Genomic DNA, 22,608 nt, shown 5'->3' with positions numbered 1-22,608 from the left:
ACGCATCGGGGTGGGGTTTTCCCCGATCCTTATCGAGATCGCGGCTGCACGGCCCGTTCGAGGGCCATCCGAATGAACCGCTGATACGGAATGCCGGCCTGTCGAGCGCGCTCGCGGACGGCCTCCAAGAGATCGGCAGGTAGGCGCAGGTTCACCGATCGATCCTTTGGCTTCAGCTCGAAACGTACCGGCACCATACCGGACAGGTCGTAGTCGGTGAGGTCGGCCGATGTGACGAATGCCTCGGCGTCGGCGTCAGTCCTCAGGTCGGGCAGTTTTCGCGGCTTGTTCTTCATAGTGCTGCACCTCCTTACGGTGCATGAACCGGGCGCTGACTGGCCGGATCAGTGTCTCGGCGCCGTGGCGACGCAGCGTGAACACCAGGAAAACATGACGCCCGGTCGATGTTGTTCCGATCGCCTTGAACCGCTCTTCGCGGGCCGAGTGGGCGGGATCGGGTTCAATCCGTAGGGGGCGGTCAAACAGGCGCTCAATCTCGACGAGCGACACGCCGTGCTTCTGGCATTTCGCCCGGTTCCCCTGATCCCAGTCGAAGCCTTCGAACAGCATGGCCATATCGACCATAATGACTCAAATATGCATTTGTATAGGCAATTGCAAACAGAGCTTGCCCAGACCCGCACAGTCGCACAGGTATCGACAGCGAAATAGAACACCGGCGAGCCCTCAGCCGGCACACCTCTTTACGTCACCCCGGCTTGCGGCTGAGCACGAACACCGCCTGCTCGCCGAACAGGTTCCAGAACCACCACGGGGCGTCGATCTTGAGCGCCGTGCCCCACGGATCGAGCGCCACCGCCTTCTCCATGCGGGCGCCGACCAGCGCGCACATGTCGTTGAAGTCCTTGATGGTGCAGAAGTGGATGTTGGGCGTGTCGTACCACGTCTCGGGCAGGTTGGCGGTCCGCGGCATCCGCCCGTAGAAGAGGAGCTGGAGGCGGATGCGCCAGTGGCCGAAATTCGGGAACGACACGATGGCGTGCCGGCCGATGCGCAGCATGTGCTCGATCACCTCGCGCGGCCGGCGCGTCGCCTGCAAGGTCTGCGACAGGATCACGTAGTCGAAGGCATCGTCCGGATAGGCCGAGAGGTCGGTGTCGGCGTCGCCCTGGACCACCGCGAGCCCCTTGGCGACGCACTCGTTGACGCCCTCGCGCGACAGCTCGATGCCGCGGCCGTCGACCCCGCGCGCCTCCAGCAGGCGCAACAGCTCGCCGTCGCCGCAGCCGACGTCGAGCACCCGCGAGCCCGGCTCCACCATCTCGGAGACCATCAGCAGGTCGACGCGGGCGCCGCCGGGACCGCGCACGGTCTCGGCCATGGTGAGGTCGCGCGGCGCGCGGGACAGCATCATGGCGAGATCCTCACGGTCGAGGTGCGGCGCGGCGGCCGGTCCGTCATCGCGCGGCCCTCAGGTGGGGAGGCCGCGGGCGCGGCCGGCGGAGTCGAGGAAGCCGCGCACGATGCCGATCAGCTCCGGCTCGTCGAGCAGGAAGGCGTCGTGGCCCTTGTCGGTCTCGATCTCGGCGAAGGAGACGCGGGCGCCGCCGGCGTTGAGCGCATGCACGATGGCGCGTGAGTCCGAGGTCGGGAACAGCCAGTCGCTGGTGAACGAGATGACGCAGAAGCGGGTGCGGGTGCCCCGGAAGGCGTTGGCCAGCACCCCGCCGTGATCGGCGGCGAGGTCGAAATAGTCCATCGCCCGGGTGAGGTAGAGATAGCTGTTGGCGTCGAAGCGCTCGACGAAGGTCGAGCCCTGGTGGCGCAGATAGCTCTCGACCTCGAAGTCGGCGTCGAACGAGAAGGTCGGGTTGTCGCGATCCTGGAAGCGCCGGCCGAACTTGCGGTGCAGCGCCGTGTCGGACAGGTAGGTGATATGGGCGCCCATGCGGGCGACCGACAGGCCGCGCCGGGGACTCGTCCCCTCGACGAAATAGCGCCCGTTGCGCCACTCCGGATCGGCCATCACGGCCTGGCGGCCGACCTCGTGGAAGGCGATGTTCTGGGCCGAGTGGCGGGTCGCGGTGGCGATCGGCAGGGCCGAGAACACCCGGTCCGAATAGCTCGCGCACCACTCGATGACCTGCATGCCGCCCATCGAGCCGCCGGCGACCGCGAACAGCATGTCGATGCCGAGGTGGTCGAGCAGCATCGTCTGGGCCCGCACCATGTCCTTGATGGTGATGACCGGGAAGTCGAGGCCGTAGGGCTCGCCGGTGGCCGGGTTGGTGGAGGACGGGCCGGAGGTCCCCATGCAGCCGCCGACCACGTTGGAGCAGATGACGAAGTAGCGGTTGGTGTCGATCGGCCGGCCGGGGCCGACCATGATGTCCCACCAGCCGCCTTTGCCGGTCACCGGATGCACGTTGCCGACGTGCTGGTCGCCGGTCAGGGCGTGGCAGATCAGGACGGCGTTGCTCTTGGCCGGGTTGAGCGTCCCGTAGGTCTGGTAGGCCACCTGAAAGGGCGACAGGGCGACGCCGGAGTCGAGCCGCAGGGGCTTGTCCGGCCCGAACACGGCGAGCTGCGAACGGGGACGGTCGGCCTCGCGCACGAGCACCGGCAGCTTGGTCTCGGCCTTGGCGGGGGTGGTGGTCATCGGGGTCCGGTCGGTCTCCGGGGTGGCGCCGTGGTCGAGCCGCCCATGCTCGGTGCATACATCGCCGCGGCACACACCCTCGGCTGCATTCGTTGTCGATGCTCGCATCGTCGATGCAAATCGGGCCTTGGGCAAGCCGGCCCACGGCCACGGCGGCGCCCGGGCGGCGACACGGGCCGGGCTTACATAGGGCGGAGCGGCGTCCTGTCAATGTTTTCTTTGCGTTCGCGTCGGCAGCAAATTATCAACCTTGTCCGAGAGATGCCGGCCCGGGGGCGGGGACGGCACGCTGTCCCAGCGCCGTCCCGGCGCTGGCTCGGCGGCCCGCGCGTGCCGCTGCCGCCCGTCGCTTCCGCCCGGCCCCCTCGCGGTGGGGTCCCCGCCGCCGTCCCGGTGTCGTCCTTCGAATGCCTGTGGAACCGTTGCTCATGGCCTCCCCCGACGTCTCGCTCCCCGCCCTGCGTGCCGACATCGACCGCATCGACGAGGCGATGCACCGCCTGCTGATGGAGCGCGGCGAGATCATCGCCCGGCTGATCGAGGTGAAGCGGACGGCCGAGACCGGCTCGGCGTTCCGCCCCGCCCGCGAGGCCGACATGATGCGCCGGCTGGTCGAGCGCCATCGCGGCATCCTCCCGCTCGACACCGCCGAGAGCATCCTGCGGGTGATCATCGCCACCTTCACGTATGTGCAGGCGCCGTATCGGGTGCATGCGGATCTCTCGACCGGCGAGGCCGCGATGCGCGACAGCGCCCGCTTTCATTTCGGCTTCACGGTGCCGTTCCAGGGCCATCTCGGCATCGCCGGGGTGATCGCGGCGCTCGCCCGGAATCCCGGTGATCTCGGCCTGGTGCCGGCCGCCACTCCGGCGGGCGGCGCCTGGTGGACCGCGCTGGAGGAGCCGGACGCCCCCAAGATCATCGCCCGGCTGCCCTTCGTCGAGCGGGCCGATCACCCGGCCGGCCTGCCGGTGTTCGCCATCGCGCGGCCGCACCCGGACGCGCTGGTCACCGAGGTGACGCTGCACAGCATCCGGGTCTCCGGCTGGAGCCTCAAGGCCGCCCAGGCGGCCGGCATGCTGGCCGACGTGGTGGCGGTGCCGGACGGCGCCTTCGACGGCGCCGCCCTGCTGGTCTCGGTGCCGGCCGGCCGCTCGGTCGATGCGGTGGTGGCTGCCCTGGTCGGCGCCGGCGCCTCGGTGCGTGCACAGACCCTCGTCGGCGGCCACGCGACCCGCTATACCGTGTCGGCGGACGGCGCCCCGGCCCCGGCCGGGCGCTGACCGTCGCGCCCCGTCCCGCAAACGGGCCGGCGCGTCCTCACCCCTGCTGGTCCGAAGCCGATGTCCAACTTCCGTCCGCAACCGCGCCCCGGTGTCCTGTCGATCTCGCCCTACGTGCCGGGCAAGAGCGGCGCCCCCGGCGTCGCCAAGGTGTTCAAGCTGTCGTCCAACGAATCGCCGCTCGGGCCGAGCCCGAAGGCGATCGCCGCCTACCGGGGCGTCGGCGAGCACCTGGAGGATTATCCGGACGGCGCCGCCACCCGGCTGCGCGAGGCGATCGGGCGCGTCTATGGGCTCGATCCCGCCCGCATCGTCTGCGGGGCCGGCTCCGACGATCTCCTCAACCTCATCGCGCGGGCCTATCTGGCCGACGGCGACGAGGCGATCCACACCACCCACGGCTTCCTGGTCTATCCGATCGCCACGCTCGGCACCGGCGCCAAACCGGTGGTGGCGGCAGAGAAGAACCTGACCACCGATGTCGACGCCATCCTGGCGGCGGTGACGCCGCGCACCAAGGTGGTGTTCCTCGCCAACCCCAACAATCCGACCGGGACCTACATCCCCTACGACGAGGTGAAGCGGCTGCACCGCGGCCTGCGGCCCGACATCCTGCTGGTGCTCGATGCCGCCTATGCCGAGTACGTGCGCCGCAACGACTACGCCACCGGGCTCGAGCTCGTCGCCGAGAACGACAACGTGGTGATGTGCCGGACCTTCTCGAAGATCCACGCGCTCGCGGCGCTGCGCCTCGGCTGGATGGTCGGACCGGCCCATGTGGTCGACGCCGTCAACCGCATCCGCGGGCCGTTCAACGTCAACGCGCCGGCCATCGAGGCCGGCATCGCGGCCGTCGAGGACGCCGAGCACATCGAGCGGTCGCGGCAGCACAACGAACGGTGGCTGCCGTGGCTGACCGAGGAGATCGGCAAGCTCGGCCTGACCGTGACGCCGAGCGTCGCCAACTTCATCCTGATCCACTTCCCCGGCACCGACGGCAAGACGGCGACGGCCGCCGACGCCTTCCTGACGGCGCGTGGGCTGGTGCTGCGCTCGGTCGCCGGCTACGGCCTGCCCAATGCGCTGCGCATGAGTATCGGCACCGAGGAGGCCAATCGCCTCCTGGTCGCCGCACTCGGCGAGTTCATGGGCGCGACGGCGTAGCGGCCGGCGGGTTTCGCCCTGCAGTCATCCGGACAGGAGGCCGTCGCCGCGGCCGTGGCGCTGCGCGGGCGGAGACGACGATGCTGGATCTCGAACGGCTGTTCGCCGGCAAGACCTTCACGACCGACTGGACCTCGGCCAACATCGAGGTCTGGCAGCGGCATCTCGCCAGCTGGCGCGACCGCGACTGCCGCATCCTGGAGATCGGCTCCTGGGAGGGGCGCTCGGCGCTGATCTTCCTGGCGCTGCTGCCGCGCGGCCGCATCACTTGCGTCGAGTCGTTCACCGGCAGCATCGAGCACCAGGGCGACCCGAACCTCGTCGGCCTGGAGGAGCGTTTCGACGCCAACCTGACCGACGAGGCCGACCGGGTCGAGAAGATGCGCGGCCGCTCGGTTCCGCTGCTCGACCGTCTCGTCCAGGAGGGGCGCCGCTTCGACGTGATCTATGTCGACGGTAGCCACCGGCGGGACGATGTGCTCGTCGACGCTGTGCTGTCGTGGCAGTTGCTCGCCGACGGCGGCGTGATGATCTTCGACGATTATCTGTGGGACGCCGACGACGGGCTCTCGGCCGGCAACCCGGGAGCCGACGTGCCCAAACATGCCATCGACGCTTTCCTGGCTCTGAATGCCGGGGCCTACACGCTGCTTCACCGCGGTTACCAGGTTCTGATCCGGCGCGACGCACAGGTGCGGCCGAACGCCCGGTGCAAGGACGGGCTCGTCTATCCGCGCACCTTCCGCAATCTCGCCCGCTTCCTTTCGAAGCGGCCGTTACGCCGTCCGCCGCAGGATTCTCTGTCGTCGTGACGCCACTGTCGTGACCGCCGCGACGCACGCCCGACGACCACCCCGGAATTGAACATGACCGCACCTCTCTTCAATCGCATGGCGCTGATCGGCGTCGGTCTGATCGGCTCCTCGATCGCCCGGGCGGCGCGCGCCCAGGGGCTGGTGCGCAGCATCGTGGCGACCGCCCGCTCGGTGGAGACCCGCGCGCGGGTCGCCGAGCTCGGCATTGCCGACCGCGTGGTCGATTCGAACCTCGCCGCCGTCGAGGGGGCGGATCTCGTCATCCTGTGCATCCCGGTCGGCCAGTGCGGCGCCGTCGCCGAGGAGATCGCGCCGCGGCTCGCGCCTGGCGCCATCCTGTCCGATGTCGGCTCGGTCAAGGCGGCGATCGTGCGCGACGTCGGCCCGCATGTGCCGGCGGGCGTCCATTTCGTGCCGGCCCATCCGGTCGCCGGCACCGAGAACTCGGGACCGGACGCCGGCTTCGCCGAGCTGTTCATCAATCGCTGGTGCATCCTGACGCCGCCGGAGGGCACCGACCCGGGCGCCACCGACAAGCTCGCCACCTTCTGGAGCGCGCTCGGCGCCAATGTCGAGACGATGACGCCGGAGCATCACGACCTGGTGCTCGCCATCACCAGCCATCTGCCGCACCTGATCGCCTACACGATCGTCGGCACCGCCGACGAGCTGGAGCAGGTGACGCGCTCCGAGGTGCTGAAGTTCTCGGCCGGCGGCTTCCGCGACTTCACCCGCATCGCGGCGTCCGATCCGACCATGTGGCGCGACGTCTTCCTCGCCAACAAGGACGCCGTGCTGGAGATGCTCGGCACCTTCAGCGAGGATCTGGCGACGCTGACGCGGGCGATCCGGCGCGGCGACGGCGACACGCTGTTCGAGCTGTTCACGCGGACGCGGGCGATCCGCCGCGGCATCGTGTCGATCGGCCAGGATTCGGACACCCCGGATTTCGGGCGCCCGCACGAAAAGCTGCCGCCGCTGCCGCGGCCCTACATGGCGGACGGCGAGTAGGCGGCCGCCGAGGCAGGGGGTGTGCCCCGCGGCACGCCTTCGTTAACCCCCCGTTAACCATCCTGAACGAAATCTTGCCTCCACACTCTCGCGGTGAGGCGGCCATGTCGGCGGTGATCGGGGCGGGCGTCGCATCCCTCCTGGGCCAGACTTTCTCGGGCCAGGCGGCCGGCGCGTACGGGCAGAGGACCGTCACGCGCACGGTCGATGCCGGCGGGACGGCCGGTGCGACGAGCACGTCCGCGGCCGGGCAAGATCGCGGCGGCGCCACCGCCCTCAGCCTGTCGGCCGAGGCGCGGGCCTACCTCGCCACCATGGCGTCGAGCGCCGACGCGACGCAGAGCGCCGCGGCACGCGAGAAGGCGACCGCGGCGCGCGGCTGGTTCGACGCACAATACGCCCGTCTCGGCATCGGCTCGGCGCTGGTGAACGGCCAGACCGCCGTCGACTTCTCCAAGCAGGACAGGGCGACGCTCGCCGTGGTGGCGGCCGGCACCGCCGAGCTGTTCTCGGCCGACGAGCGCCAGGCCGCCGGCGCGGCGCTCCAGGCCCGCTTCGATGCCGCCCTGATGCCGCATGCGGTCATCGCGCGCCACACCGGCGACTATGCCGGCCTCTATGCGGCGGCGGCCGACTATCTCGGCGAGGCCGGTGCCGAGGAGCGCGCCACCACCACCTTCACGCTGCAAAGCAAGGCGGTGACCGAAGGGCTCGCCGCGGCCCGTGCGGTGTTCGGCCGGGCGCCGGCGACCGGCAACGCCAACGATCCGGTCCGTGCTCTCCTGGACCGCACCGCCGCGACGCCCGCCACCAAGCCGCCGGCCGGCGCCAGCGCCGCCACGGTGGCGAGCGCCGCCCGCACCATGCTCGATGCGCAGGCCGCCCGGGCGCGCGACGCCGGCACCGAGCTGGTGTTCGACGCCACCCGGCAGAGCGGCCAGAAGGCCGACTTCGGCCCGTTCGAGAACCGTACTCTCGCCGCCATCGTGCAGAATGTCGGCGACGCCTTCTCGCCCGAGGAGGTGCGCGCCGCCCGTGCCGAGCTCGGTCAGCGCACCCGCACCGGCCTGCTCGACGCCTTCAACAAGTCGGACGGCGATCCGATGAGCCGCAACGCCGCGCTGCTCGGGCAATATCTCTCGATGAGCGGCGAGGAGCGCGCCGTGCTCGGCTTCGGCCAGGACTACGCCGACGGCATCCTGGCGAACCACCGGCTGCTGTCGTCGTTGCAGGGCCTCTTGGGCGGCGGCGACGGCACGAGCCTCCTGTCCTACATCTGATGCATCCGAGGGCTGCGCGACACCGTCGGCCGGGACGCAGCGTCGCAGAAATACCGCTCGGCGCCGCCGGAACGGGCGTGAGCCGTCGCCGTTGACGGGGTGACGCAACGAACACTCCGGAGGCGACGATGCCGATCATTCTGTGGTGGCTGGGCGTGCCGCTCAGCCTGGTTCTCGTGCTGTGGCTGGTGGGCGTGATCTGATCCGGATGCGGCCCCAGAATACGGCCACCAGCTCCCGTCGTGAGCGGACGACGATCCGCCCCTCCATCCTCGCCCTTCCATCCTCCCGGCGAGATGGAGGGCCGGATCGCGCCTTGCGGGCCGGTTCGGCCACGACGGTCCGGCCACGACGGTCACGACGATGATGATGACAACACGTTCGTGTCAGCCGGTGCGTGGCCGTGGTTGAACTCGCCGGCGCGGGCCTTTAAGCCTCGGGCATGACTTCCCCCGTCGCCGCTCCTCCCGCTGCCCCCGCAACGAGCACCGCGGTCGCCATGCGCCCTGCGATGCCGCCGGCGCGGCCGCTGTTCTCCTGGCCGCCGCATCGCCCCGGGCTGCGCCCGGCGCCGTTCCTGCCCATGAGCCGCGCCGAGATGGCGGCGCTCGGCTGGGACGCCTGCGACGTGATCGTCGTCACCGGCGACGCCTATGTGGACCATCCGAGCTTCGGCATGGCGATCATCGGCCGGCTGCTGGAGGCGCAGGGCTTCCGCGTCGGCATCATCGCACAGCCTGATTGGCAGAGCGCCGAGCCGTTCAAGGCGCTGGGCAGGCCGCGGCTGTTCTTCGGCGTCACCGGCGGCAACATGGATTCGATGGTCAACCGCTACACGGCGGACCGCCGATTGCGCCACGACGACGCCTATTCGCCCGGCGGCGAGGGCGGCAAGCGGCCCGACCGCTGCACCGTCGTCTACGCTCAGCGCTGCCGCGAGGCGTTCAAGGACGTGCCCATCGTGCTCGGCGGCATCGAGGCGTCGCTGCGCCGCATCGCGCATTACGACTACTGGTCCGACAAGGTGCGCCGCTCGGTGCTGGCCGACGCCAAGGCGGACCTACTGCTCTACGGCAATGCCGAGCGCGCCGTCGTCGAGGTGGCGCATCGGCTCGCGGCCGGCGAGGCTCCGCGCGACCTCGAGGATATTCGGGGTGTCGCGCTGTTCCGCCGCGTTCCTGATCACTACACCGAACTCGACGCTTCCGATCTCGATGCCGCCGAGGAGGGCGCCGCGCGGCGCCCCGGCAACACGGTGATCCGGCTGCCGAGCTACGAGCAGGTCGAGCAGGATCGCGAGGCTTATGCACGCGCCTCCCGGGTGCTCCATCGCGAGAGCAATCCGGGCAATGCGCGGGCGCTGGTGCAGCGCCACGGCGATCGCGATCTGTGGCTCAACGCACCGCCGGTGCCGCTGTCGACCGACGAGATGGATGCCGTCTACGATCTGCCTTACGCACGGGCGCCGCATCCCTCGTATGGCGACGCCAAGATCCCCGCCTGGGACATGATCCGCTTCTCGGTGACGATCATGCGCGGCTGCTTCGGCGGCTGCACCTTCTGCTCGATCACCGAGCACGAGGGACGCATCATCCAGAGCCGATCGGAAGGCTCGATCCTGCGCGAGATCGAGACCATCCGCGACAAGACGCCGGGCTTCACCGGCATCATCTCGGACATCGGCGGGCCGACTGCCAACATGTACCGGATGGCCTGCAAGGACCCCGCGGTCGAGGCGGCGTGCCGGCGGCCGTCCTGCGTGTTCCCCGACATCTGCCCGAACCTGAACACCTCGCACGACGAGCTGATCCGGCTCTATCGCAAGGTCCGCGAGGTGCGGGGCGTCAAGAAGGTGATGGTCGCCTCGGGGGTGCGCTACGACCTCGCGGTGAAGAGCCCGGACTACGTCAAGGAGCTCGTCACCCATCACGTCGGCGGCTATCTCAAGATCGCGCCCGAGCACACCGAGCGCGGGCCGCTCGGCAAGATGATGAAGCCCGGCATCGGCGCCTACGACCGGTTCCGGCAGATGTTCGACGCGGCCGCCAGGGAGGCCGGCAAGCAGTACTATCTGATCCCGTATTTCATTGCGGCGCATCCGGGCACGACCGACGAGGACATGATGAACCTCGCGCTGTGGCTCAAGAAAAACCGCTACCGCGCCGACCAGGTGCAGACCTTCCTGCCCTCGCCGATGGCCACCGCGACCGCCATGTATCACGCCGGGGTGAGCCCGCTGCGCGGTGTGCGGCGCGGCGCCAGCGAGCCGGTGGAGAGCGCCAAGGGACTGCGCCAGCGTCGGCTCCACAAGGCGTTCCTGCGTTATCACGACCCCGACAACTGGCCGCTGCTGCGCGATGCACTCAAGGCCATGGGGCGGGCCGACCTGATCGGCTCGCGCCCCGATCAGCTCGTGCCGGCCCATCAGCCGCCCGGCACCGGCAAGGCGGCCGGCACCAAGCGGCCGCTGCGCGCCGGTCCCGGCGGGCGCACCCAGCGCTTCACCACCAAGGGCGTGCGGATGCGGTAGTGCGGTGCGGAACCGGCGACGTGACAGACGCCGCGTCATCCCGCTCTCGCGATGCGGAACGGTCCGCCATCGTTCAGCCATAGGTTTTGCCGTATCCTGCCGGCGCGTATCATGGAAACAATGGGGGGCTCCATGTTTCCGGCACGTTCGCTCGGCGCCGCGACGGTCTCGCTGCTGATCGCGGCCGCGTTCCCGTCTCTTCTCCTGATCACCACCGATGCCGTCGCGCAGAGCGCCGCGTCGCCGGCGCCTGCGTCGTCGGTGCCTGCGCCCGCGACGTCGGCGGGGTGCGAGGAGGCGGCCGACATCACCGTACTGCCGTCGCCGGTGGCGCCGTGGAAGGGGGCGCCGCTGCGGGTGCTGCTGGTCGCCGAGAAGCCGCTGACAGGCGAGCTGACGCTGGTCGCCCCCGACGGCCGCGTCGCGGCACGCTCCGATCGCCGCTTCGGCGGGCCGCCGTGGTTCTGGACCGCCGAGGTGGCGCAGCCCGCCGCCGGCACCTGGCGGGCCACGCTGGTGCGCGACGCCGCCTCGGCCTGTGCGCCGATCGTGCGCGACATCGCGGTGCGGCCGACGCAGCCGCCGGCGCCGCGCTCGGTCGCCGGCAGCGTCTGGCCGGTGCGGGCGAGCTGGAGCCGCGCCAACGAGAGCCTCTACGCGGCCTGGGTCGAGAAGCTGTTCGACGCCCCGCTCGATGCGCCGCCGCCGTCCTGGAAGGCGCTGCACGAGGTGCTGCGCGACCGCTCGCGCAACCTGCTCTTCAATCATCTCGGTCTTGCCGAAGACCAGGCCGGGCTCGTCATCCGGCCCGACTGCGCCGACCTGCCGTACTTCCTGCGCGCCTATTTCGCCTTCAAGATGGGTCTGCCGTTCGGCTACGCGAAATGCACGCGGGGCGGCGGCGGCCAGCCGCCGCGGTGTCCTGCCTGGTGGAACATCCAGAAGGAGGAGCCGCGCCCGGCACCGCCGCCCGAGGAGCTGGTCGCTTCCGCCGACCCGGTGGCAGCGCCGCCGCCGGGCCTGTTCGGCCTGCTGCGCCAGCCGCCGCAAGCGCAGGCCGCCGCCGCGCCGGAGCCGGCGCCGGCCGGCAAGCCGGCCGCCAAGCCGTGGTCGCCGCCGCCGCGTCCGGCCGGGCTGGTGCCGGGCTTCGCCCATTATCTGAAATGGTCGATCGGTGATGGCGTCCATTCCGGCTCCGGCCGCACCGCGGCGGCGGACGACGGCACCGACTACTATCCGGTGGCCTTGACCGAGGAGACGCTGCGGCCCGGCACCGTCTATGCCGACCCCTACGGCCATCTGCTGGTGATCGCCAAGCGGGTGCCGCAGACCGCCGACAGCGCCGGCATCCTGCTCGCCGTCGATGCGCAGCCGGACGGGACCGTGGCGATCAAGCGGTTCTGGCGCGGCAACTTCCTGTTCGCCGACGATCCGGCGCTCGGCGGTCCCGGCTTCAAGCGGTTCCGGCCGGTCGTCGCCGAGAACGGCGGGATGCGGCGGCTGACCAACCGGGAGATCGGCCGCAACCCGCATTACGGCGACGTCTCGCTCGATCAGTCGCGGATGTCGGTGGAGGCGTTCTACGACCGCATGGAGGACGTGATCTCGCCCTCGCAGCTCGATCCGCTGCGGGCCATGAAGGAGGTCATCCAGGCGCTCGACGAGCAGGTGCGGGCGCGCGTCACTTCGGTCGAGAACGGCCGCAAGTATCAGGTCACGGGGCGCACCGCCGAGATGCCGGACGGTGCCGCCATCTTCGAGACCACCGGGGCCTGGGAGGACTTCGCGACGCCGTCGCGCGATCTGCGCCTGTTGATCGCCATCGACGTGGTGCGCGGCTTCCCGGACCGCGTCGCCAGGCGGCCGGAGCGCTACGCCATGCCGGCGGGCCAGAGCGTCGCCGCCGTGAAGGCGGAGCTCGAAAGCGTGCTGGCGGCCGAGCTGTCGTCGCGCCGCTTCGCCTATCCGCGCACCGACGGCTCGCCCTGGACCCTCACCATCAAGGACGTGGTCGACCGCGCCGGCGCGCTGGAGATGGCCTACAACGTCAACGACTGCGCCGAGCTGCGCTGGGGCGCCGCCGAGGGCAGCGCCGAGGCGGCGACCTGCAAGGGCCGCGCGTCGGCCTCGCAGCGGGCCAAGATGAGCGACTACCGCGCCTGGTTCGCCGAGCGCCGCCGGCCGCCGCGCGGTTGACGGCGCGGCGACGCCCGAGGGGGCCGTAATGCGACGCCGCGATGTGGTCGGGCTCGGGGCCGGGCTGCTCGGCGCCGCACTGCTGGCACCGGCGGTGGTCCGGGCGCAAGCGCCCGCGCCGGGCCGGCTCGATCCGCGGCTCACGCCGGCCCGTCCCGATCTCGCCGCGCGCGCGCTGGAAGGGCAGGTGACCGCCGCCCGCTTCGTCGACGGCGAGCCGCGCGAGGTTGTCGCCGCGGTGGCGCCGGTCCGCAAGGCGCCGTCGCCGGACGCCGAGCTTCTGACCGAGGCCCTCAAGGGCGAGCGGGTGACGGTCTACGACGTCACCACAGGCGCTGCCGCAGGGGAGGGCTGGGCCTGGGTCCAGCTCGCTGCCGACCACTATGTCGGCTACATCCCGGCGGCGGCGCTCGGCCCGCCCGGGCCGTCGCCGACCCATCGGGTGACGGCGCCGCGAACCGTGGTGCTGCCCGGCCCGTCGCTCAAGCGCCCGCCGGTCGAGACGCTGTCGCTCGGCGCCCGCCTCGCGGTCGCCCGCACCGACGGGCCATACGCCGTCACGATAGCCGGCGGCCATGTGCCGCTCCTTCATCTGGCCCCGGTCGGGGTGCCGGACCGGGACCCCGTTGCGGTTGCCGAAACGCTGGTCGGCACGCCCTATCTGTGGGGCGGTAAGACCAGCCTCGGGCTCGACTGCTCGGCGCTGGTGCAGCTCGCGCTCACGGCCTGCGGCATCGCCTGTCCGCGCGACAGCGACATGCAGGAGGCGGCGGTCGGCCGCGTTCTCGACAGCGTGGAGGCGGAGCGGCCGCGCCGCGGCGATCTCGTGTTCTGGACCGGGCATGTCGCCATCGTGCGCGACGAGACGACGCTGCTGCACGCCAATGCGCACCACATGGCGGTGGCGATCGAGCCGATCGCGGCGGCGGTCGATCGTCTGCGGAGCACCGGCCTGGCGGTGACGCGGGTGCGCCGCCCGGTATGACAGTTGCGCGGCTACGTGTTTCGCCCGACCGTTCTTCTGCGCAGGCCGTGCGACACCCGCATCGTGTCGAATCCCCCGGGATCATGGGGCTTCTCGCCATTCGAAACACCGCCTGGACGGGTTTGATCGATCACGCCTGCACCGCGTCGCCTCAGTAGTTGTGCTGCCTCTTGCGGCGTCGCCGAACACGCTACCATGCTTCCATGCGCAGGCCCGAACAGGGCGCGCTGCAATCAGGCCCGCACCGGAGTCGTGTCGGGGCCGCAGTCCGACTTGGGGCCGCGACCACGCCGTTCGTGTGGTCGTCACGGAACTGTCGGCTGAGTGCGCAATAGGACGACGGACGATCGCATTTTCGATCGACGGGTGGTCGTTGTTTCGATTTCGACGGGAGAGGAGGTCAGGTGGATATCATCTCGAACATGCTGTCGCGGCTGTGCGATGGCCACGCTTTGGTCGGCAGCACCGACACGGTCTTCGGCATCGCCGTGCTGGCGGTAGCGCCCGCGGGCGATGGCCGCTTCTGGGTCACGGCGGGCCTGCCCTCGATGGATCGGGGCACGGTCTGGCGCGAGGCGACCACCGCGGTGGTTTCCGCCGCGGTCCCCGCCGCGCTGACGCAGTGCTCGCCCGGGGCCGACTGGAGCGCCGCCCGCTGGAGCATCGAGCCGTATGCGCCGCGGGACGGCGCCGGCGTGCGCGGGCATGCCGACCCTGGCGCCCTGGCGGATTTCTGGAAGGCGGTCGCCAAGCTCCTCAACGGCAATCACACGGCGCGGGCCGCCGGCGCCGCCTGAGCGGCCGTGGCGGCTGGGAGCGTCGGCCGCGCCCCCGATCGGCGGGGGGAGGGACCGTTCCCGGACGGCCCGTGCGGCCGGCTCAGGGCCGGTCGGAGGCCGCCTCCTTGCCGCCCGCCGCCAGCGCCTCGTCGACGGCGACGCGCAGCTCGGCCAGTGTGAACGGCTTCGAGATCACGTCGTGGATCAGCGCCTCCAGGCCGTGGGCGCGCTCGCGCTGGTCCGCATAGGCGGTCATCAGCAGGATGATCACGTCGGGATAGTCGCGCGCCACCGCGAGCGCCAGCGCGATCCCGTCCATCAGCGGCATGCGGATGTCGGTGAGCAGCAGGTCGAATCGTCCCTGCTGCTGTACCAGCACGTCCAGCGCCTCGGCGCCGTCGGCGGCGGCGACCACCGTGTGGCCGTCCTGGCTCAGGCCGCGCACGATCAGGGTGCGCAGCGTCTCCTCGTCTTCGGCGATCAGGATGCGGGCCAACGGAGCCTCGTCGTCGCAGACCGGGTCAGCGGTCCCGGCGGTTGAAGAAACGCACCATCACCTCGCGGCCGTCGGCCGGCGGCGAGGCGAGGCGGGTGCGGAACGGTTGTGCCTCGCCGGGGGCGAGGCTCGGCTTCTGCGGCAGCACCGTCCAGGTGTGGATCTCGGCGCCGCTCGCGTCGCGCACCGCGAAACGCAGACGCGGCACCTCGATCCGCACCTTGGTGACGTTGACCACGATCCCCTCGACGATGACCACCGGCACGTCGTCCGTGGCGTCCATGTCGATCTCGACACGCTCGATGGCAAGACCGCGCAGGTTGACCGGCAGGCTGAGTTTGGCGAACAGCGAGGCGGTCTGCGGCATCAGCCGCACCACGTCGATGCGCCAGGCGAGCAGCGCGCCGATCACCACCATCAGGGCGAGAGCCGCGGTGATCCAGCTCGGCGCCGGCAGCCGGCGGGTCGGCTTGGTCTTCGGCTTGCCCTTCTCGCGGGCGAGGCGGCGGGCCTCCGCCGCCTCGAACTCGGCGTCCCAGTCGCGTTCGGGCGCAGTGTCGGCCAGCCGGTCGTCGGCGAGCGGGTCGTCGGTCAGCCGGTCTTCCGTGATGGGATCGGAGGTGGCCGGATCGGCCGCGAAGGACTCGGCCCCCAGAGGGTCGCGGGCCGGCACCACCGAGGGGGCGTCGGCCGCGTCGACGGCGGCGGGCTCGTCGGCGGGCTCGGCTGCGGCCGCCCAGTCGTCGGGCTCGTCCTGGGGCGGCCGCATGGCGGTCGCCGGGGCGCGCTCGCCGGCGGTCGCCAGCGCCGGCTGACGCGCCGCCTCGATGCGGGCGAGATCGACCGCGGTCGCGGTCCACACGGTCCGGCAGGCGGCGCAGCGCACGCCCCGTCCGGCCGAGGCGTCGGGGACCTCGTACCAGGCCTCGCACTGTGGACAGACGATCTTCATGACGCCGCGTGCATCCGGCTCGCCCCTGAACCGCCCGATTCTAGGCTCGCCTTCGTTAATGATCCGGAAACCAAGTTGGTGGTGCCGTACCGGGGCGCGGCCTGCGTGTCGGAGTAGACCGCGCCGGGTCGGGGGCGGGCGAGGGTGCCGGCCGATCCGGCTTCGAGTAGAAAGGGCGACTCGGGTGGTCCTGGACGGTGCCTGGAAAGGCGCGACAGGACGGCGTGGCACAAGACGGCGTGGCACAAGACGGCGTGGCACAGGACGGCGAGCAGGGAGCGGAGAGAGCGGGTGGTCCGGTTCGAGAATGTCGGTCTGCGGTACGGGCTGGGTCCGGAGGTTCTCCGCGACCTCACCTTCCGCATCGAGCCGCACTCGTTCCAGTTCCTCACCGGCCCCTCGGGCGCCGGCAAGACCTCGCTGCTGCGGCTCCTGTTCCTGTCGCTCAAGCCGACCCGCGGCCTGATCACGCTGTTCGACCACGACGTCGCCACGCTCGACAAGGACTCGCTCGCGGTGCTGCGCCGGCGCATCGGCATCGTGTTCCAGGACTTCCGCTTGCTCGACCACATGAGCACCTACGAGAACGTCGCGCTGCCGTTGCGCGTGCTCGGCCGCGAGGAGGAGAGCTACCGGCACGAGGTCGAGGAGCTGCTGCACTGGGTCGGGCTCGGCGAGCGCATGGCGGCGCTGCCGCCGGTGCTGTCGGGCGGTGAGAAGCAGCGCGCCGCCATCGCCCGCGCCGTCATCGCGCGGCCGCAGCTCCTGCTCGCCGACGAGCCGACCGGCAATGTCGATCCCAACCTGGCGAAACGGCTGCTGCGCCTGTTCATCGAGCTGAACAAGTCGGGCACCTCGGTGGTGATCGCCACCCACGACATCGGGCTGATGGATCAGTACGACGCCCGCCGCCTGGTCCTCCACGAGGGGCGCATCCATGTCTACGACTGACCGGACCGCCGCTCGCGGGCGGCCGCGGACCTCGGCCCGGGTCGCGGCGGCGCTGCCGTCCTGGGGCGAGCTGGTCGCCCGCTTCGGCCGCCGGCCGCGCGAGACGCCGATCGTGCCGCGCGCCTCGATCGCCGCCGGCGCCCTCGTCGCCGTGGTCGCCATCATGACGTTCCTGGCCTCGCTGACCGCCGGTGCGGTGGTGACGGTGATCGGGGCGGCCGCCGAGTGGCAGTCCGACGTCGCCCGCGAGGTCACGGTGCAGGTGCGGCCGATGGCGGGCCGCGATCTCGACGCCGATGTGGCGCGAACCGTCGAGATCGTCCGCACCGCCCCGGGGGTCACCGCGGTGCAGCCTCAGGACAAGGCCGAATCGGCGCGCCTGCTGGAGCCCTGGCTCGGCTCCGGCCTGTCGCTCGACAGCCTGCCGGTGCCGCGTCTGATCGTCGTCGCGGTGACGCCCGGCCGGCCGCCCGACTACGTGGCCCTGAAGGCCCGGCTCGCCGCCGAGGTGCCGGGTGCCACCCTGGACGACCACCGCGCCTTCGCGCGCCGGCTGCGGGCGATGGCCGACACCGCGGTCGGCATCGGCCTCGCGGTCCTGGCCCTGGTGATGGCCGCGACCGTGCTGTCGGTCGCCTTCGCGACCCGCGGCGCCATGGCGACCAATCGGCCGACCGTCGAGGTGCTGCATTTCATCGGCGCCAAGGATGCTTATGTGGCCGGGCAGTTCATGCGCCACTTCCTGTTTCTCGGCCTCCATGGTGGGGCGATCGGCGGCGGCGCGGCCGCGCTGGTGTTCCTGCTGCTCGGGCTCGTCGGCGGCCGGCTGTTCGGGCTCGGTGGTGCCGACGTGGCGGCGCTGTTCGGCGGCGCGGCACTCGGGCCGGGCGGTTATCTGGTGCTGGTGGGGCTCGTCGCCGTCGTGGCGCTGGTGACGGCGGTGACCGCCCGGCGGGTGGTCACCGTCACGCTGCGGCAGGTGGGGTGACCCCTTCGGCCGACCGGGCCGGCCCGGCGGCGCCCGGGGTGGGAGTGGTGGGACGCCTTCCCAACGCCTGATTTGGCGATATTCTCGACGGTGGGACGTGGTGAAGATGGCGATCGAGGACGGAGGACCGACGCGCGACGCCGCGGGTGCCGCCCCGCGCGAGCGCCCGCACGCGCCGTCCGGCGCGTCGTCCTCGCCGGCCGCCCACCCTGGCCGCCGTGGCCCGCTACGCCGCGCTCTGCATCGGCTGAGCCTCGTCGTGGTGGCCCTCGGGGTCGCCGTCGCCACCACCCTCGGGGTCGGCTTCCTGTGGTTCGCCGATCAGGTGCCGCGCCGCGAGGTGGTGCTGACCCGCACGGCCGACGGGATCGTGGCGCTCACCGGCGGCGCCTCGCGGGTGGTCGATGCGGTCGAGCTGCTGGCCGCCGGGCACGGCCGCCGGCTGCTGATCACCGGGGTCAACCGCAACACCAATTCGAGCGAGCTGTCGCGCGGCGTGCCCGACTTCGAGCGCCTGTTCGCCTGCTGCATCGACCTCGACCACGAGGCCCACAACACCATCGGCAACGCCGTCGAGACGCGGCGATGGACCGAGAGCCGCGGCGTCCGCTCGCTGGTGGTGGTCACCTCCAGCTATCACATGCCGCGGGCGCTGGCGGAGCTGTCGCACCGCTTGCCCGATATCGAGCTGATCCCCTATCCGGTGGTCACCCCGGCGCGCGCCGCGCCGTGGTGGTCCAGTCCCGCCAATGCCCGGCTGTTGATGATCGAGTACGTGAAATACGTCGCCGCGCTGGCGCGGATGCGGATCGAGCCGGTGGTCGATCTCACCCAGGCGGCGCAGCGCCGCCGGCCGGAGCCGGCGCCACCGGCGGGACCCGCGTCGTGACCGTCTTCCGCTCCGTCCTGTTCACGGCGGCCTTCTACACGGTGCTGGTCGTCTACCTCGTCGTCGCTCTGCCGGCGCTGCTGCTGTCGCAGCGGGTGATGGTCGGCATCGCCAAGTCGTGGGGCCGCACCAGCCTGTGGCTGCTGCGGGTGATCTGCCACATCGATGTCGAGTGGCGCGGCCTCGACCGCATCCCCTCGGGTGCCCTGCTGGTCGCCGCCAAGCACCAGTCGGCGTGGGAGACCTTCGCGCTCCTGTCGCTGTTCGACGATCCGGCCTTCGTGCTCAAGCGCGAGCTGATGTGGCTGCCGCTGTTCGGTTGGTATACCTGGAAGGCCGGCATGATCCCGGTCGACCGCTCGGCCGGCCGCGGTGCCTTGGTGGCGATGGCGCGGGCCGCGCGGGCGCTGCTCGACCGCGGCCGCCAGATCATCATCTTTCCGGAGGGCACCCGGCAGGCGCCCGGTGCGCCGCCCGACTACAAGCCCGGCATCGCACTACTCTATGCCGAGCTGGGCGTGCCCTGCCTGCCGATCGCGCTGAACTCCGGCCTGCACTGGCCGCGGCGCAGCTTCCTGCGCCCGCCCGGCACCATCGTGGTGGAGGTGCTCGATCCGATCCCGCCCGGCCTGCCGCGGCGCGCCTTCCTGGAGCATCTCCAGGAGAGCATCGAGACCGCCACCGCCCGCCTCGTCGCCGAAGGCGAGGCGGCGCTGGTCGCCGGCCGCCCCGGCCGCCGTCAGGTGGATGGGGCGTCGCTCGGGCGGTCGTGAGGCGGACGGGCGTCCGCCGCCGTCAGGCGGCGCGCGATGGCGTGGAGCTGTGCGTCGCGGCAGCCCTGCTGCTCCAGCTCGCGCACCGTCGCCACCACGTAGTCGCGGTTCGGTCCCGACTGGCCGTGGCCCTGGCGGACCAAATGGAGCTGCTGCTCCAGGTCGAGACGGCCGGCATACTGCGGGTGGCTGCGGTCCACCACATAGACCAGCGCCCGCACCCGCCGCTCCCCGCCGCCGCCCGGCGGGTCCAGCAGGGTCACCGGCCGCAATGTTTCGAGATAGACCCGGGTGACCTGCTCGCGCGCCCGCAGATAGGCGAGGGTCTCGGCGCGGTGCGCCCGCTCGACCCGGAACGCGATGCCCCGGCAGGTGCCGCCGCGGTCGAGGCCCAGCACCAGCCCGGGTTTCTCGGGGGTGCCGCGGTGGACGAAGGAGTACACGCACAGCGCCCGGTGAAGGCCGACCAGCCGGGCCGGCACTCGCTCGACATGGACGAAGCCCGGCCGCCACATCAGCGAGCCGTAGCCGAACACCCACAGGTCCTCGTCGGCGTGGTCGATCTCGGGTCTGGTCGTCACAGGTCGGGGTCCGGAGGGCGTCGGTCGTCCCGGCCGGATTGCCGAAAACGTCGCCCGGCCGCGCGGGCGGGTTGACACCAGACTGCCACAAGGCTCGCCTAACAGCCGGGCCGGCCCGCGACAAGGGCGCTCGCGGCCGCACCCCGGGACGCGCCGCCGGCGCCGCCCGGGTCCGTGACGGGGCGTGTCGCTCCGGTCATCCCCGAAAGGAGCAGGCGTGAGGACGCTCGAAGACGTTTCCCCGCCGGTGCGCCGCCGGCGCCCCTGGCTGATCGCGCTGCCGCTCGTCCTGGTGGTCGCCGCCGGGCTCGCCTGGACGGCGTTCTGGTTCCACGCCGCCTCGGTCACCCGCACGGTGCTGGCCGGCTGGCAGGAGAACGAGGCCGCGGCCGGCCGCACCTATGCGTGTGCGTCCCAGGACGTCGGCGGCTTCCCGTTCCGCTTCGAGCTGCGCTGCCGCGAGCCGGTGGCGGCGCTGCGCTCGGCCTCGCCGCCGACCCGGGTGAGTGCCGTCGACGCCGTTGTGGTTGCCCAGGTGTGGCAGCCGACCCTGATCATCGCCGAGGCGACCGGGCCGCTGCGGCTCGGGCCGATCGAGGCGGCGCCGGCTTTCTCGCTCGACTGGTCGCTCGCCCAGGCGAGCCTGCGCGGCCTGCCGACCGATCCGGAGCGGCTGTCGGTGGTGCTCGACCGGCCGCTGGCGACGTCGCTCGACGGGACGACAGCGGGCCTGATCGGCCAGGCCGACCGCGCCGAGTTCCATGCCCGCATCGCCGGCGGCTCGGCCCGCCGCGACCCGGTGCTCGATCTCGCGCTGCGGCTCGACGAGGCGGTGGCGCCCATGCTGGCCCGCGCCGGCGCGGCGCCGGTGCCGCTCGATCTCGACGCTGTCGGGGTGTTGCGCGGCCTGCCGTCGCTGGCGCCGCGCTCGTTCGCCGGCACGCTGCGGACCCTCCAGGCGGCCGGCGGGCGGCTCGAGGTCACCCGCCTCCGTCTCCAGCAGGGCGACATCGTGGCGACCGGCACCGGGACGCTCGGCCTGTCGCCGCGCGGCGCCCTCGACGGCGAGCTCCAGCTTTCCATCGTCAATGCGGAGAAGCTGCTGCCGCTGCTCGGGGTCGACCGGCTGGTCAACCAGCTCTTGCCGCAGAGCACTCGCGAGCGGCTGGCGCCCGGCCTCGACCGGCTGGTGCCCGGCCTCGGCAATATTCTTCGCGGCGATGCGGCGCCCCCCGGTGCCGGACCGGCCGGCGGCGCTGGCGGTGAGGCGCTGGGGCCGGCGACCGAGCTGGAGGGCAAGCGGGCGGTGCGGATGCCGCTGCGTTTCGTCGACGGCGCCGTGATGCTCGGCCCGTTCCGGGTCGGCCAGCTCGCGCCCTTCTACTGACGGCGAGGGGCGCCGCCCTCAGGCGGCGCTCGCCAGGATCGCCTTCTCGGCCGCCTCGATCGCCTCGGGGGTGCCGACATGCATCCACACGCCCTCCAGCCGCAGCCCGTACAGGCGCCCGGCCTCCTCGGCGCGGCCGAACAGGCGGGTGAGGGCGAACGCTCCGGTGGAGGTGTCGGCGGGCGCGTCGGCGAACAGCGCCGGCGACAGCAGCGCCACCCCGGCATAGACGAACGGCGCCACCTCGCGCTCGGCGCGGCGCTGGAGGCGGCCGTCCGGTGTCATCAGGTAGTCGCCGCGGCCCGCATAGCCGACGCTGGTGCAGGTGGCGGCCATCAGCAGCAGCGCGTCCATGGCGGCGGGGTCGAAGCGCTCGGCGAGGCGCGCCAGATTCGGCCTCACCCCGTCGATCCACAGGGTATCGGCATTGACCAGGAAGAACGGCCCGTCGCCGAGCTGCGGCAGCGCCTTCCTGACGCCGCCGCCGGTGCCGAGCAGTGCGCCGCGCTCGTCCGAGATCACGATGCCGGGTCGGCGGCGGCCGGCGAGGTGGCGCTCGATCTGGTCGGCGAAGAAATGCACGTTGACCACCGCGGTCTCGACGCCGACCTCGGCCAAGCGGTCGAGCACATGATCGAGCAGCGGCTTGCCGCCGACTGGAACGAGCGGCTTCGGCAGCGTGTCGGTCAGTGGCCGCATGCGGGTGCCGAGACCGGCGGCGAGAACCATGGCGTGGCGCGGGGGGGCTGAAGCAGGCGGAGACATCGGCGACCTCACGGTCCCTTCTTGCACACGATTCGACGGTCCGGCTCAACACCAACCGATTCGGGTGCGACGCCGTGGACCCTGGCCGGACGCAACGACATCGCGATGACCACAAGAGGGCGCGGCCGGACGTGGCCGATGGTGATCGTGCCGGCTGTGGGCG

At 71.7% G+C, this 22,608-nt stretch carries 22 protein-coding genes; 14 read left to right on the top strand and 8 right to left on the bottom strand.

Annotated features, from left to right (window positions below; translation table 11 throughout):
* Nucleotides 1–29: 29 nt before the first annotated feature.
* The 4 genes from ACFQUV_RS00995 to ACFQUV_RS00980 all read right to left on the bottom strand — a co-directional run bounded on the left by ACFQUV_RS00995 (nt 30) and on the right by ACFQUV_RS00980 (nt 2,620).
* Nucleotides 30–296, bottom strand: coding sequence for a BrnA antitoxin family protein (locus tag ACFQUV_RS00995; RefSeq protein WP_129610625.1), 267 nt, complete (start codon nt 294–296; stop codon nt 30–32).
* On the bottom strand, nt 256–570 hold the full coding sequence (locus ACFQUV_RS00990; protein ID WP_129610624.1) for a BrnT family toxin: 315 nt from the start codon (nt 568–570) through the stop codon (nt 256–258). The genes ACFQUV_RS00995 and ACFQUV_RS00990 overlap by 41 nt, the downstream gene beginning before the upstream one ends.
* Nucleotides 571–709: 139 nt before the next feature.
* The gene (metW, locus tag ACFQUV_RS00985) at nt 710–1,342 is read right to left on the bottom strand and encodes a methionine biosynthesis protein MetW (RefSeq protein WP_207211557.1); all 633 of its coding nucleotides are present in this window, start codon (nt 1,340–1,342) and stop codon (nt 710–712) included.
* Between the two features lie 90 nt (nt 1,343–1,432).
* Entirely contained in the window at nt 1,433–2,620 is a 1,188-nt protein-coding gene (locus ACFQUV_RS00980; RefSeq protein WP_129610623.1) for a homoserine O-acetyltransferase, read from the bottom strand.
* A gap of 428 nt (nt 2,621–3,048) precedes the next feature.
* On the opposite strand from ACFQUV_RS00980, the gene ACFQUV_RS00975 reads away from it, so the two are divergent.
* From ACFQUV_RS00975 to ACFQUV_RS00935, 9 genes are all read left to right on the top strand, one after another.
* Nucleotides 3,049–3,903, top strand: a complete 855-nt coding sequence (locus ACFQUV_RS00975; RefSeq protein WP_207211556.1) for a chorismate mutase — start codon at nt 3,049–3,051, stop codon at nt 3,901–3,903.
* A gap of 60 nt (nt 3,904–3,963) precedes the next feature.
* Nucleotides 3,964–5,067, top strand: a complete 1,104-nt coding sequence (gene hisC, locus ACFQUV_RS00970) for a histidinol-phosphate transaminase (protein ID WP_129610622.1) — start codon at nt 3,964–3,966, stop codon at nt 5,065–5,067.
* Nucleotides 5,068–5,147: 80 nt separating this feature from the next.
* A complete protein-coding gene (locus ACFQUV_RS00965) occupies nt 5,148–5,879 on the top strand; it encodes a class I SAM-dependent methyltransferase (protein WP_129610621.1) in 732 nt (243 codons plus the stop codon).
* Between the two features lie 54 nt (nt 5,880–5,933).
* Nucleotides 5,934–6,893 (top strand): prephenate/arogenate dehydrogenase family protein, encoded by a 960-nt coding sequence (locus tag ACFQUV_RS00960; protein WP_129610620.1) that lies wholly within the window; start codon nt 5,934–5,936, stop codon nt 6,891–6,893.
* Between the two features lie 104 nt (nt 6,894–6,997).
* A complete protein-coding gene (locus ACFQUV_RS00955) occupies nt 6,998–8,173 on the top strand; it encodes a hypothetical protein (RefSeq protein WP_129610619.1) in 1,176 nt (391 codons plus the stop codon).
* 511 nt (nt 8,174–8,684) lie between these two features.
* Nucleotides 8,685–10,703 carry a YgiQ family radical SAM protein gene (locus ACFQUV_RS00950; protein WP_244601679.1) on the top strand — a complete coding sequence of 673 codons (2,019 nt, stop codon included), beginning with the start codon at nt 8,685–8,687 and terminating at the stop codon, nt 10,701–10,703.
* Between the two features lie 132 nt (nt 10,704–10,835).
* Entirely contained in the window at nt 10,836–12,899 is a 2,064-nt protein-coding gene (locus ACFQUV_RS00945) for a hypothetical protein (RefSeq protein WP_129610617.1), read from the top strand.
* Nucleotides 12,900–12,927: 28 nt separating this feature from the next.
* Nucleotides 12,928–13,884: a C40 family peptidase gene (locus tag ACFQUV_RS00940; protein WP_129610616.1), complete on the top strand. Its 957-nt coding sequence runs from the start codon at nt 12,928–12,930 to the stop codon at nt 13,882–13,884.
* A gap of 404 nt (nt 13,885–14,288) precedes the next feature.
* On the top strand, nt 14,289–14,681 hold the full coding sequence (locus ACFQUV_RS00935) for a hypothetical protein (protein ID WP_129610615.1): 393 nt from the start codon (nt 14,289–14,291) through the stop codon (nt 14,679–14,681).
* Nucleotides 14,682–14,763: 82 nt separating this feature from the next.
* Here ACFQUV_RS00935 and ACFQUV_RS00930 read toward each other — a convergent pair whose 3' ends face one another.
* Together ACFQUV_RS00930 and ACFQUV_RS00925 are read right to left on the bottom strand one after the other, a co-directional pair.
* A complete protein-coding gene (locus ACFQUV_RS00930; RefSeq protein WP_111387814.1) occupies nt 14,764–15,159 on the bottom strand; it encodes a response regulator in 396 nt (131 codons plus the stop codon).
* Nucleotides 15,160–15,184: 25 nt separating this feature from the next.
* Nucleotides 15,185–16,111 carry a zinc-ribbon domain-containing protein gene (locus ACFQUV_RS00925; protein WP_129610614.1) on the bottom strand — a complete coding sequence of 309 codons (927 nt, stop codon included), beginning with the start codon at nt 16,109–16,111 and terminating at the stop codon, nt 15,185–15,187.
* 291 nt (nt 16,112–16,402) lie between these two features.
* Here ACFQUV_RS00925 and ftsE point away from each other — a divergent pair, with 291 nt between their 5' ends.
* The 4 genes from ftsE to ACFQUV_RS00905 all read left to right on the top strand — a co-directional run bounded on the left by ftsE (nt 16,403) and on the right by ACFQUV_RS00905 (nt 19,712).
* Entirely contained in the window at nt 16,403–17,062 is a 660-nt protein-coding gene (ftsE, locus tag ACFQUV_RS00920) for a cell division ATP-binding protein FtsE (RefSeq protein ID WP_111387810.1), read from the top strand.
* Nucleotides 17,049–18,050, top strand: coding sequence for an ABC transporter permease (locus ACFQUV_RS00915; protein ID WP_244601678.1), 1,002 nt, complete (start codon nt 17,049–17,051; stop codon nt 18,048–18,050). The genes ftsE and ACFQUV_RS00915 overlap by 14 nt, the downstream gene beginning before the upstream one ends.
* Before the next feature lie 106 nt (nt 18,051–18,156).
* Nucleotides 18,157–18,939 (top strand): YdcF family protein, encoded by a 783-nt coding sequence (locus ACFQUV_RS00910; RefSeq protein WP_111387818.1) that lies wholly within the window; start codon nt 18,157–18,159, stop codon nt 18,937–18,939.
* Entirely contained in the window at nt 18,936–19,712 is a 777-nt protein-coding gene (locus tag ACFQUV_RS00905; RefSeq protein WP_129610613.1) for a 1-acyl-sn-glycerol-3-phosphate acyltransferase, read from the top strand. The genes ACFQUV_RS00910 and ACFQUV_RS00905 overlap by 4 nt, the downstream gene beginning before the upstream one ends.
* Here the strand turns inward: ACFQUV_RS00905 and ACFQUV_RS00900 are convergent.
* Nucleotides 19,679–20,293, bottom strand: coding sequence for a gamma-glutamylcyclotransferase (locus tag ACFQUV_RS00900; protein ID WP_378393971.1), 615 nt, complete (start codon nt 20,291–20,293; stop codon nt 19,679–19,681). The genes ACFQUV_RS00905 and ACFQUV_RS00900 overlap by 34 nt on opposite strands.
* Nucleotides 20,294–20,510: 217 nt before the next feature.
* Here ACFQUV_RS00900 and ACFQUV_RS00895 point away from each other — a divergent pair, with 217 nt between their 5' ends.
* A complete protein-coding gene (locus ACFQUV_RS00895; protein ID WP_165364151.1) occupies nt 20,511–21,680 on the top strand; it encodes a DUF2125 domain-containing protein in 1,170 nt (389 codons plus the stop codon).
* 18 nt (nt 21,681–21,698) lie between these two features.
* Here the strand turns inward: ACFQUV_RS00895 and ACFQUV_RS00890 are convergent, their stop codons facing one another.
* Nucleotides 21,699–22,409 carry a nucleotidyltransferase family protein gene (locus ACFQUV_RS00890; protein WP_111387027.1) on the bottom strand — a complete coding sequence of 237 codons (711 nt, stop codon included), beginning with the start codon at nt 22,407–22,409 and terminating at the stop codon, nt 21,699–21,701.
* Nucleotides 22,410–22,608: the final 199 nt, after the last annotated feature.

It is taken from the genome of Rhodoplanes sp. P11 (assembly GCF_964266735.1).
Lineage (GTDB): Bacteria > Pseudomonadota > Alphaproteobacteria > Rhizobiales > Xanthobacteraceae > Rhodoplanes > Rhodoplanes serenus.
This window is presented reverse-complemented; position numbering and strand designations above follow the sequence as displayed.

Coding starts and splice junctions, on each gene's coding strand:
- ACFQUV_RS00955 (WP_129610619.1), top strand. CDS start 6,998: ATGTCGGCGGTGATCGGGGCGGGCGTCGCATCCCTCCTGGGCCAGACT.
- ACFQUV_RS00975 (WP_207211556.1), top strand. CDS start 3,049: ATGGCCTCCCCCGACGTCTCGCTCCCCGCCCTGCGTGCCGACATCGAC.
- ACFQUV_RS00995 (WP_129610625.1), bottom strand. CDS start 296: ATGAAGAACAAGCCGCGAAAACTGCCCGACCTGAGGACTGACGCCGAC.
- hisC (WP_129610622.1), top strand. CDS start 3,964: ATGTCCAACTTCCGTCCGCAACCGCGCCCCGGTGTCCTGTCGATCTCG.
- ACFQUV_RS00950 (WP_244601679.1), top strand. CDS start 8,685: ATGCCGCCGGCGCGGCCGCTGTTCTCCTGGCCGCCGCATCGCCCCGGG.
- ACFQUV_RS00990 (WP_129610624.1), bottom strand. CDS start 570: ATGCTGTTCGAAGGCTTCGACTGGGATCAGGGGAACCGGGCGAAATGC.
- ACFQUV_RS00940 (WP_129610616.1), top strand. CDS start 12,928: ATGCGACGCCGCGATGTGGTCGGGCTCGGGGCCGGGCTGCTCGGCGCC.
- ACFQUV_RS00910 (WP_111387818.1), top strand. CDS start 18,157: ATGGCGATCGAGGACGGAGGACCGACGCGCGACGCCGCGGGTGCCGCC.
- metW (WP_207211557.1), bottom strand. CDS start 1,342: ATGGCCGAGACCGTGCGCGGTCCCGGCGGCGCCCGCGTCGACCTGCTG.
- ACFQUV_RS00925 (WP_129610614.1), bottom strand. CDS start 16,111: ATGAAGATCGTCTGTCCACAGTGCGAGGCCTGGTACGAGGTCCCCGAC.
- ACFQUV_RS00965 (WP_129610621.1), top strand. CDS start 5,148: ATGCTGGATCTCGAACGGCTGTTCGCCGGCAAGACCTTCACGACCGAC.
- ACFQUV_RS00915 (WP_244601678.1), top strand. CDS start 17,049: ATGTCTACGACTGACCGGACCGCCGCTCGCGGGCGGCCGCGGACCTCG.
- ACFQUV_RS00960 (WP_129610620.1), top strand. CDS start 5,934: ATGACCGCACCTCTCTTCAATCGCATGGCGCTGATCGGCGTCGGTCTG.
- ACFQUV_RS00945 (WP_129610617.1), top strand. CDS start 10,836: ATGTTTCCGGCACGTTCGCTCGGCGCCGCGACGGTCTCGCTGCTGATC.
- ACFQUV_RS00980 (WP_129610623.1), bottom strand. CDS start 2,620: ATGACCACCACCCCCGCCAAGGCCGAGACCAAGCTGCCGGTGCTCGTG.
- ACFQUV_RS00890 (WP_111387027.1), bottom strand. CDS start 22,409: ATGGTTCTCGCCGCCGGTCTCGGCACCCGCATGCGGCCACTGACCGAC.